The 9764-nt window shown below is 66.2% G+C and carries 10 protein-coding genes; 7 read left to right on the top strand and 3 right to left on the bottom strand.

Annotation, left to right across the window (positions count from 1 at the left end; all coding sequences use genetic code 11):
• A partial coding sequence (locus tag ON22_RS12195) for a sulfatase-like hydrolase/transferase (protein ID WP_043740074.1) occupies positions 1-1731 on the top strand: 1731 nt, incomplete at its 5' end.
• A gap of 647 nt (positions 1732-2378) precedes the next feature.
• On the opposite strand, the gene ON22_RS12190 is transcribed toward ON22_RS12195, so the two are convergent.
• Together ON22_RS12190 and ON22_RS12185 are read right to left on the bottom strand one after the other, a co-directional pair.
• A complete protein-coding gene (locus ON22_RS12190; protein ID WP_033242884.1) occupies positions 2379-3065 on the bottom strand; it encodes an ABC transporter ATP-binding protein in 687 nt (228 codons plus the stop codon).
• Positions 3062-4150 carry an ABC transporter permease gene (locus ON22_RS12185; RefSeq protein ID WP_033242883.1) on the bottom strand — a complete coding sequence of 363 codons (1089 nt, stop codon included), beginning with the start codon at positions 4148-4150 and terminating at the stop codon, positions 3062-3064. The genes ON22_RS12190 and ON22_RS12185 overlap by 4 nt, the downstream gene beginning before the upstream one ends.
• 173 nt (positions 4151-4323) lie before the next feature.
• Here ON22_RS12185 and ON22_RS12180 point away from each other — a divergent pair, with 173 nt between their 5' ends.
• The 3 genes from ON22_RS12180 (at position 4324) to ON22_RS36320 (ending at position 6907) form a co-directional block, all read left to right on the top strand.
• Positions 4324-5538 carry a sensor histidine kinase gene (locus tag ON22_RS12180; RefSeq protein WP_033242882.1) on the top strand — a complete coding sequence of 405 codons (1215 nt, stop codon included), beginning with the start codon at positions 4324-4326 and terminating at the stop codon, positions 5536-5538.
• Positions 5535-6161 carry a response regulator gene (locus tag ON22_RS12175; protein ID WP_033242881.1) on the top strand — a complete coding sequence of 209 codons (627 nt, stop codon included), beginning with the start codon at positions 5535-5537 and terminating at the stop codon, positions 6159-6161. The genes ON22_RS12180 and ON22_RS12175 overlap by 4 nt, the downstream gene beginning before the upstream one ends.
• Before the next feature lie 239 nt (positions 6162-6400).
• A complete protein-coding gene (locus tag ON22_RS36320) occupies positions 6401-6907 on the top strand; it encodes a hypothetical protein (RefSeq protein WP_033242880.1) in 507 nt (168 codons plus the stop codon).
• A gap of 173 nt (positions 6908-7080) precedes the next feature.
• Here the strand turns inward: ON22_RS36320 and ON22_RS12165 are convergent, their stop codons facing one another.
• Positions 7081-7941, bottom strand: a complete 861-nt coding sequence (locus tag ON22_RS12165) for an alpha/beta fold hydrolase (RefSeq protein WP_051157538.1) — start codon at positions 7939-7941, stop codon at positions 7081-7083.
• Between the two features lie 109 nt (positions 7942-8050).
• Here ON22_RS12165 and ON22_RS12160 point away from each other — a divergent pair, with 109 nt between their 5' ends.
• The 3 genes from ON22_RS12160 (at position 8051) to ON22_RS37230 (ending at position 9610) form a co-directional block, all read left to right on the top strand.
• Complete coding sequence (locus tag ON22_RS12160) at positions 8051-8845, top strand: SDR family NAD(P)-dependent oxidoreductase (protein WP_174375578.1); 795 nt, start codon at positions 8051-8053, stop codon at positions 8843-8845.
• Between the two features lie 347 nt (positions 8846-9192).
• Positions 9193-9426: a hypothetical protein gene (locus ON22_RS12155; protein WP_033242878.1), complete on the top strand. Its 234-nt coding sequence runs from the start codon at positions 9193-9195 to the stop codon at positions 9424-9426.
• Positions 9377-9610 carry a hypothetical protein gene (locus ON22_RS37230; protein WP_169332462.1) on the top strand — a complete coding sequence of 78 codons (234 nt, stop codon included), beginning with the start codon at positions 9377-9379 and terminating at the stop codon, positions 9608-9610. Before ON22_RS12155 ends, ON22_RS37230 begins: the two co-directional genes overlap by 50 nt.
• Positions 9611-9764 lie beyond the last annotated feature (154 nt).

Here is a 9764-nt window from a genome sequence, read left to right as displayed (position 1 = left end):
ATCGATGACGTCAAGGCCATTGCGCCGGATCGTCCGGTCTTCCTGTACTACGCGCCGGGCTGCGCGCACGCACCCCATCACGCGCCGCAGGAATGGATCGAACACTATCGTGGAAGGTTCGACGCCGGCTACGAGGCGATGCGCGCGGAAATCCTCGATCGGCAGAAACAGATGGGTCTGGTTCCGCAGAACACCGAATTGCCGCCGCTCAACCCGATCGGTACTCCCGAGAACCGCAGCGGTCCCGAGGGTGAACCATTCCCGCCGCTGGATTTCACCCGTCCCTGGGACACGCTTTCCGAGGACGAGAAGAAACTGTTCTCTCGCATGGCCGAGGTGTATGCGGGATTCCTGTCGCACTGCGACGATCAGATCGGGCGTCTGCTCGACTATCTGCAGCGGATCGAGGAACTCGACAACACGATCATCGTGGTGGTCTCCGACAACGGGGCCAGCGGTGAGGGCGGTTCGGACGGTTCGGTCAACGAGAACAAAGTCGCCAACGGCGTACCCGACGATCTGGCCGAGAACATGGCGAAACTGGATGAACTGGGCAGTCCGAGAACCTACAACCACTACCCGAACGGGTGGGCGATGGCGTTCAACGCCCCGTTCAAGATGTGGAAGCGGTACTCGTTCAACGGCGGCACCTGCGACCCGTGCATCATCTCCTGGCCCGCCGGGATCAACGCGCACGGCGAGACCCGCGACCAATACCACCACGCGGTCGACCTGGTCCCCACACTGCTGGACTGCCTCGGAGTCGAGCTCCCCGACATGGTCAAGGGCCACGCCCAGATACCGCTGCAAGGGGTGAGCATGCGCTACAGCTTCGACGCCCCCAATATCCCGACCGCCAAGCACACGCAGTTCTACTCCATGCTCGGTGGCCGTGGGATCTGGCACGACGGCTGGAAAGCGGTCACCACCCACCCGACCCTCAGCGGCTGGGGCCATTTCCCCGACGACACATGGGAGCTCTACCACACAGAGGTGGACCGTGCCGAGATGTACGACCTGGCTACCGAGGAACCGGGCAGACTCGCCGAACTGATCGGTTTGTGGTTCTACGAAGCGGGAGTCAACCAGGCATACCCGCTCGACGATCGATCCGGCGTCGAAATCCTCACCACCGTCCGCCCCCAGCTCGCACCGCCGCGCAACCGGTACATCTATCGCCCCGGCGGCGCCGAGGTGCCCGAATCGGTCGCGGTCAATATCCGCAACCGCTCCTACTCGATCGGCGCGGTCGTCGACCTGCCCGGCCCCGGCGCCTCCGGTGTGCTGTTCTCCCACGGCGGCCGGTTCGGTGGGCATGCGCTTTACATCAGGGACAACCGGCTGCACTACGTCTACAACTTCCTGGGCAGCGAGGAACAGAAGATCAGCGCAAACGAGGACCTGCCGACCGGGCAGAACCTGATCCTGGCCGCCTCCTTCGACAGGGACGGCGAGGACTCGCCCGGGACCGCGCGCGGACTACTCAGTCTCTACTACGGCGACCGCAAGGTCGGCGAAGGCCGGATCCGCACCCAGCCCGGCAAGTTCAGTCTCGGCGGGGAAGGTCTCAACGTCGGCCGTGACAGCGCCGAAGCTGTCACCGACGACTACCCCGGTGAAGTCCCCTGGCCCTTCACCGGCGGGACCCTCGACCGGGTCGCGATCGACGTCAGCGGTGAACCCTTCGTCGACCTCGAACGCGAAGCCGTCGCCATGCTCTCCCGCGAATAACAGCACCCGGCCCGTCATCACCGGACACGACAACGACAGCCTCGAACGCGATGGACCGGTGCCTGTAGGTGCGCGAAGGCGAGCCCGCAGGCACCGCCACCGGATGCGCGGTGCCTATCTCCGGCGTCGATGCGCACGGGCGAGATACGAGGAGCGAAGGGCGTGACCACACAGAACCGGACCGAGACCGACGTCCGTCGGCCCCGTCGACGGTATGGAAGGGGTCGGGCTGGGTTGCTCGCAGAGACAGCCTGACCTCGGCATTCCAGGTTCTGTCCAGCCTTTCATGACGCGCTCAGCCCGTCCAAGTAAAGCCCGAGCTGGTGCGGCCGGGCGTACTACTCATGACCGAGTTCATGACCCTCCCGAACGACGAGGGACAACGTGTGGCCGTGTTCAACGCCGAACCGAGCTCACCCTCCGAATCCGCCCTACAAATCCTCCCGGATCTGACCGCCACAACGACTCGCTCACCGCAGCCACCTCGACGCCGGATGCCGTCTGCCACCAGGCGGGTCTGAAGTTTCTCGCGATCGACAGCGGCAACCCGGAGCCACTGAACAGCGACCTGCTACCCACCATGCTCACGCTTCTCGACATATCTCCGTGGACGAACACGCCATAGGGACGCAGCCCCTGAACTCTCACTACCGGAGCGCGGCCGCCGACAGATGCAGCCGGCCGTCGCGCACTTCCGCGACCTGGTCGGCGACAGCGAGATGGGCGCGATCGTGAGTGACCAGGACTGTGGCACTGGACCGCTGACGAGTGAGACGGGCGAGCAGATCGAGGACCGCGACCCCGCGTTCGTGATCGAGGGCACTGGTGGGCTCATCGACCAGCAACACCTTCGGCTCGTTCATCAATGCCCGCGCGATACCGACACGCTGCCGCTGACCACCCGACAGCTGGTGCGGACGACGCCCCGCCACACCCGCCAAACCGACTGCATCCAGCAACTCCATCGCCCGGCCGCGCACCGCACCCGGTGTACGGCCATCGATATGGGCCATCACCTGCAACTGCTCGACAGCGGTCAGCGAGGCAATGAGATTCGGCTGCTGGAAGACGATCCCGATCCTGCTGCGCCGCAGATCGGTCAGCGCGCTGCGGCGCAGACCGGTCGTCGGCGTACCGTCGATGACCACAGTCCCGGCATCGGGAGTGATCAAGGTAGCCGCGACAGCGAGCAGACTCGACTTACCGGAACCGGAAGGACCGACCACCGCAGTCACATTTCCCCGCGGAACTTCCAAATCGACCCTGTCCAAGGCCGTCAGACGACGGTCGCCATCCGGATAGGTAAGAGTGATATCGATCAGATTCAAGCTCATCGGGCGCTCCCCAAAGCAGTCAACGGGTCGACAGAAGTGATACGGCGGACGGAAACAGCGGCGCCTACAGCACCCACCAGAACCATCACCACCGCCGGAACAAGGACGGTGGCCGCAGTGAGATGGAACGGGACGGCGGAGCCCGCAATGAACACACCCAGCGCGGCAGCAAGAGCCGTACCGAGCACCGTGCCACCCACCAGCAGCAGCACAGCTTGAGCGAGCGCATCCACCAGAAGCCCGGCCGTGGTGGCACCGAGTGCTTTCAGCACCGCGATATCGCCGCTGCGCTGCACCGTCCACACCGTGAAGAACGCCCCGACGACGAGAGCCGAGATCACGAACAGGAACCCGCGCATCAACTGCAAAGAGCCGTTTTCCGAGGCATAGGAACCGATCGCCGACAACGAATCGCCGACACCGACAGTCCTCGTCCCGGCCCTCTGATCGACGGCCGCCACATCCGTCCCGGACGTAGTCTGCACGGCAACAACCGAAGCCGCCGGCTCCTCACCCGACCCTGAGGGCGGCGCGATCTCCCGCCAGAAATCCAGGCCCGCCCACACCACCGGGGTATGACTGAAATAGGCATCACCCTGCACGGCAGCCACTCGCAGCCGCTGACCGGCCACCGTGACGAAATCGCCGGAGCCCACCCCCAGATCCGACGCCGCCGGCGTGGACAACACCACCGATCCGTCATCGATACTGCCGCTGTCCGGAGCAAGGCGGGACCCGGGACGCACACCGAACACAGACACACCAGCACTGCCTGTATCGGTCGCTACCCGAGTGGTGGTGATGCCCAGCGGTTCCGCGTCCGCTACACCGGGGGCCTGCGCCCACTCCTGCCACTGCCGAGCAGTGACCGAAGAACCGGTATACGACACCTCCTGACCCGCACCCGGGGCCGAAAAAACAATCAGATCCGCCGGTAGCGACGTAATCGCCGAAATGTTCTGCCGGCCCAGACCGGCCGTGAGACCGGACAACAACCCGACAAGCAGCGTGATCAGCACGATCACAGTCCCCATCAGAGCGAAACGCCCCTTGGCGAACTTCAGATCTCTCCAGGCAACAAACACGACCCCGGCCAGTCCTCTCCGACGGTGGAAAACGGTACGACTCCACCCTCGCCATCCCGCCTGCCCCGCACATCCCGCGCCGGACAGCACTTCCCCAACCGGAAGACACCACCCGAATTCCCACTTTCGACAGAGGCCACCGCAAGACCGGCCTCCGTAACCTGGTAAGCACCGTGAACACCACCGCACCCGACCCGACCCCCACCACCCGGGCCCTCGCCTGGTGCCTGCACCTGCTGGTCCTCGGCCTGCTCACGCTCGCCGCGGTACGCGCGATCACCCAGCACCAAGCCCACGCCGCGGCGATCACCTCCACCGCAACGATCTGCGCACTCGTCTACGCCGCCGGACCACTCCTGCCCCGCATCCACCGCTCCCGCCCCGCCGCCACCTGGTGGCTCGCTGCCGTGGGCGCCGTATGGCTCGTACTGCTGGTCCTGTCCCCGGACGCCGTCTGGGTCGCGTTCCCGCTGTACTTCCTCCAGCTCCACCTGCTGCCCCGCCGCGCCGGACATATCGCCGTCGCCGCCACCGCCGCCACGGCCATTACCGGATTCGCCGCCCACCAGCATTCCTTCGCCCCCGCCATGGCGATCGGCCCCGCACTCGGCGCCGCCGTCGCCGTCGCTGTGGTCCGCGGCTACCAAACCGTGTACCGGGAAAGCGAACAACGCAGACGTCTCATCGACGAACTCACCGCTACCCGCGCCGACCTCGACCGAGCCCAGCGCACCGCCGGCATGCTCGCCGAACGCGAACGCCTCGCCCGCGAAATCCACGACACCCTCGCCCAAGGACTGTCCAGCATCCAGCTGCTGCTGCACGCCGCCGAACGCGCCTTACCCGACCGGCCCGACACAGCCACCCGCCACGTCGACCAAGCTCGCCGGGCCGCCCAGGACAACCTCGCCGAGGCCCGCCGCTTCGTCGCTGCCCTCACCCCGCCCGCACTGGAAAACACCACGCTGGCCGACGCACTGGAACGACTCTGCACCACCACCGGCACCCGCCATGGCCTGGACGTGCAATTCCATCGCACCGGCGACCCGGGCCCATTGGCCACCTCCGACGAGGTCGCACTACTGCGCATCGCCCAATCCGCGCTCGCAAACACCGTCCGCCACGCCGACGCCACCACTGCCGAAATCACCCTCGGCTACCACGACGATCACCTAACCCTCGACATCACCGACAACGGCCGCGGTTTCGACCCCACCCACCTCCCTGCACCCGAACCCGAACACGGTGGATTCGGGCTGGCAGCCATGCGTGCCCGCGTGCACGCCCTCGGCGGCTGCCTCACCCTCGAATCCGCACCCGGCCACGGCACCGCACTGGCCGCCCGAATACCCCGCACCCCACCGACCGAACCCGAGGGCCGCCCGTGACCATCCGACTCCTTCTCGCCGACGACCACCCCGTAGTCCGAGCCGGGCTGCGCGCCGTACTCGACACCGAACCAGGCCTGCTCGTCGTCGCCGAAGCTGCTACCGCGGAGGACGCCGTCGACCGGGCGGCCGCAGGCGATATCGACGTCGTCCTCATGGACCTGCAGTTCGGCAAAGGTATGGGCGGCGCCGAAGCCACCGCCCGGATCACCGCCCGCCCCGGCGCACCCCGCGTCCTGATCGTCACCACCTATGACTCCGACGCCGACACCCTGCCCGCTATCGAAGCCGGCGCCACCGGGTACCTCCTCAAAGACGCCCCACCCGAGGACCTCGCCGCCGCCGTCCGCACCGCGGCAGCCGGCCGGACCACGTTGGCACCCACCGTCGCCGACCGGCTGATGAACCGCCTCCGCACGCCCGGCACCGCCCTCACCCGCCGCGAAACCGAGGTGCTGACCCTCGTTGCCGACGGCCTGTCCAACCAAGCCATCGGCAACCACCTCCACCTCACCGAAGGCACCGTCAAATCCCATCTCGCCCGCATCTACACCAAACTCGGCGTCGACTCCCGTACCGCCGCCGTCGCCGCGGCCACCGACCTCGGCCTCATCCGGCGCTGAAGTACGCGCAGATCATGACGGTGTCATCTCGATCGGGCATCGCCCCGCGACGGGGGTGCGCATATCCGCCGCCGTGGTGCCACCGTCACGTCCGATAACCGCGAGCGGGCGCGCCACCAGCGGATATCCAGTGTGTTCCGCGGGAAATCGCAGGGTTGTCACCGGGCGGTGCTGTGCGAGGATATTGAGCGCTCCACGAGTCAGTCCGTTTCAAAACCCCCCTTTGGAAGGATGCTCAGATGGCGCAAGACACCAGTACCGCGGCCGCACGCACCAGCACCAGCAACGGCAACGGTCAGCAAGTCCAGACCCTGGAAATGCTGCGCATGGGCCTGGACGAAATCCGGCAGGAAGCGCAGAGCGCGCGGCAGTACGCCCAGCAGGCGCAGAACCTCGCCCGCCAGGTCCAACAGCAGGCCCGGCAGGTACAGCACCAATCCCAGATCGCACAGAGCCAGGCCAACCAGGCCGCGCAGCAGGCCCAGCAGGCCCGCCAGCAGGCTCAGCAGGCACAGAACCAAGCGCAGCAGGCGCAGAGCGAAGCCGACCGGTCGCAGAGCCAGGCCCAACAGGCCCAGGCCGACGCCAACCAGGCCAACCAGCGCTGTCAGTCGGCGCAGGACCAGGCCGACCAGGCCGCCTACCTCGCCCAGCAGGCCGAGGAACAGTCCACCCGCGCCCAGGATCGCGCAATGCAGTGGGAACTGCAGATGCACCAGATGCGCCAGCAGGTACGGCAGGCGTAGTCACACCGGGCAACCGCAGGGCAGTAGCCCTGTATGCCTTCGCGGGGCCCGGTGGAATCACCGGGCCCCGCAACCGTGATTCGGCCCGCTGAATCAGCAGTGGATTCCGATACAGGTAACCGACGTAGCTCACAATTGCGCTTTTGATAATTGCCGCGTGTCTCGGTCGACGGCTACCGGCCGGGCATATAGCCGAGGATACGGGCCAGAATTATCCCGGAGAGCGGATCGGGCGCCTCCTCGGGGATCCAGTGACCCACTCCCTCCAGCACCTCCAAGCGGTACTCCCCGTCGACATACTCAACCGTCGCGTCCACACCGGACCGCGCCACAGCCAGATCGGCATCACTCCACACGAAAGTCGTCGGGACGCTCACCGCAGGAACCGAACTCCACGAATCACCCGCCGCGCGGTACCAGTTCACAGCCGCCGTCATCGCCCCCGGTTCCCGGAGCCGCGCAATATGCTGCGCCGCCTGCACCATCGGCACCGCATCCCCGTAACCCGCACGCAGACCCGCGCAATCATTCGCCAGCAGCAGTTCTTCGGGTGCGTCCGGTTGCTGGAAAAAGGCCATGTACCCGGATTTCTCGGCTTGCACAGGATCGTTCTCGATCGCCCGGGCGAACGCCGCCGGGTGCGGCACCGACACCGCAGTCAGTGAAACCACCCGCTCCGGATACCGGGCCGCCACATCCCAGCCCACGATCGCGCCCCAATCGTGGCCGACCAGGTGAACTCGCTGCAGGCCCAGCGCATCGCAGAGGCCGACGATATCGGTGCGGAGCTCGGAAAGACGGTAGGACGCAATATCCGCGGGGCGGGCTCCCGGCGAATAACCGCGCTGTTCCGGCGCATAGGAACGGACTCCGCGGGCGCTCAGCCGTTCCGAGACGAAGTCCCAGGACGCCGCACTCTGCGGAAACCCGTGCAGCAGCAGTACGTCCGCGCCGTGCACCGGCTCACCCGGGTGGACCCGCACCTCGAATTCGAAGTCACCAACGCGCACTGTGCGAAGTTCACCCGTGGACATGGCTGCATGCTAGCCAAACCCGGGACGAGCTGCTAGACAGCTGTATAGATATATGTCCGAACCGGCGGGTCGGTCACACCCGTCCCGCTATCGTCACGGAGGAACCGCCATGAGCACACCCGGACAGAACGCGATCATCATCGGCGGCGCCTCCGGAATCGGCTGGGCCACCGCCCAACTCCTCGCTGCCCGCGGCGACACCGTCATCATCGCCGACCTCGACGGCGCCGCCGCCGGCACCCGGGCCACCGAACTCGGCGGAAACACGACCGGACATCAGGTCGAGGTGACCGACGAACAAGCAATGCGCGCCCTCTTCGAGACGGTTGCCGCCGACCACGGACCGATCGGCACCGTCGTCGACTGCGCCGGAATCTCCCACCCCGGAACGATCGCCGATCTCTCCCTCGCCGACTGGAAAGCCACCGTCGACGTCTGCCTCACCGGCGCCTTCCTCACCGTAAAAAATGCCGCTCACACCGTGCGAGACGGCGGATCCATCGCGCTCGTCGCCTCGCTCAACGGCCGGCAGCCGGGTGTGGGGATGGGCGCATACTGCTCGGCCAAGGCCGGAGTTCTCATGCTCACCGAGGTCGCCGCCATGGAACTCGCACCCCGCGGCATCCGCGTGAACGCGGTCAACCCCGGGTTCGTCCACACACCTCTCACCTACGGTGCGACACTCGTGCCCGGACTTGTCGACGAATACATCGAGAACACACCGCTGGGCCGCGCCGGTACGCCGGAAGACGTCGCCCGCACCATCACATTCCTCACCTCCGGCGACGCCGGCTGGATGACGGGCGCAGCGATCGACCTCAACGGTGGTGCGCATACGATGCGGTACCCGAACATCGTCGAACGAGTTGCCGAGATGACCGCTACCGGCACTGTCTCCGAGTGAGGTAGAAGTCCCCTCCCTCCTTGTCAGGGAGTGAGCTGATGGTTTCTGGTGAGTGAAGAGGAGGGACTTTTCATGTATAGATGCGCATATCCACGTAGCGCTCTATATAAATCTCGTCTGCATTCGGTTCGAGGGCTCCATCGGTCGTCGTCGTTCCGGAAAGCCGGTCCTACGGTGTCTCATGTCTGCGCGTCAGCTGGAGGCTGTCCACTTGCCCGCGCTGCGGGCTCCACTCCCCTACCCGAGGTGTGACCGGAGTACGGCAGAAGGGGGCAATGGGCCTCTGACTTGCCTGGTAACGGACTTCGCGCAGCGGTAGGGGCACCCGGACGGCTAGCCTCAGCGGGGTGAGCGAACTCGGCGAGCAGAACTGGTACTCGCCAGAGAAGATCGGGTTCTTCACCGATGTTGTGCGGGAAGGAATCTCGATCACGGTCGGGCAGATCGAGCTGTTCGCACCGGCGATCGAGCAGCCGTACCGGCTCGACGACGCCACGGTGAACCATGCGCAACGTATGTACGAGGACCAACGTGATCAGCAGGTGCTGTTCCGCAACCCAGGCCGGCCGGTGGGCCGCTGAGGTCGCGTCGGAGCAGGAGAAGGTAGCGCTGGCAGCGTATGTGGCCGCGCTCGACGAGCTGGACCGTCTCACCGAGGAGGTTTTGGTTATGTGCGCCACGCTGGCCGGTCAGACGATCGAGAAGCTGATGGGTAAGTCCGACTTGGAGGTCGGTCTGGAGGCCCTTGGGATACGTCTCGACTGATTCTGAGAGCCTCCAGCAGGGGCCTACGTCTGGTCGGCGGTAGGTTCCGGGGTCGGTGTCACGGCCTGGCTGGTTCGATGCAAGAGGGCGTCGTACGTGGTGGGCCGGGGCGGCGCCGGCCTTCAGACCGAGAGGGCAACTCCCGGGAAGGGGT

It is taken from the genome of Nocardia carnea NBRC 14403 (assembly GCF_000308515.1).
Taxonomy (GTDB): Bacteria; Actinomycetota; Actinomycetes; order Mycobacteriales; family Mycobacteriaceae; genus Nocardia; species Nocardia carnea.
The sequence above is the reverse complement of the archived record's forward strand: the minus strand, read 5'-3'. Positions and strand labels throughout refer to the sequence as shown.

Coding starts and splice junctions, on each gene's coding strand:
- ON22_RS12190 (WP_033242884.1), bottom strand. CDS start 3,065: ATGAGCTTGAATCTGATCGATATCACTCTTACCTATCCGGATGGCGAC.
- ON22_RS12160 (WP_174375578.1), top strand. CDS start 8,051: ATGAGCACACCCGGACAGAACGCGATCATCATCGGCGGCGCCTCCGGA.
- ON22_RS12165 (WP_051157538.1), bottom strand. CDS start 7,941: ATGTCCACGGGTGAACTTCGCACAGTGCGCGTTGGTGACTTCGAATTC.
- ON22_RS36320 (WP_033242880.1), top strand. CDS start 6,401: ATGGCGCAAGACACCAGTACCGCGGCCGCACGCACCAGCACCAGCAAC.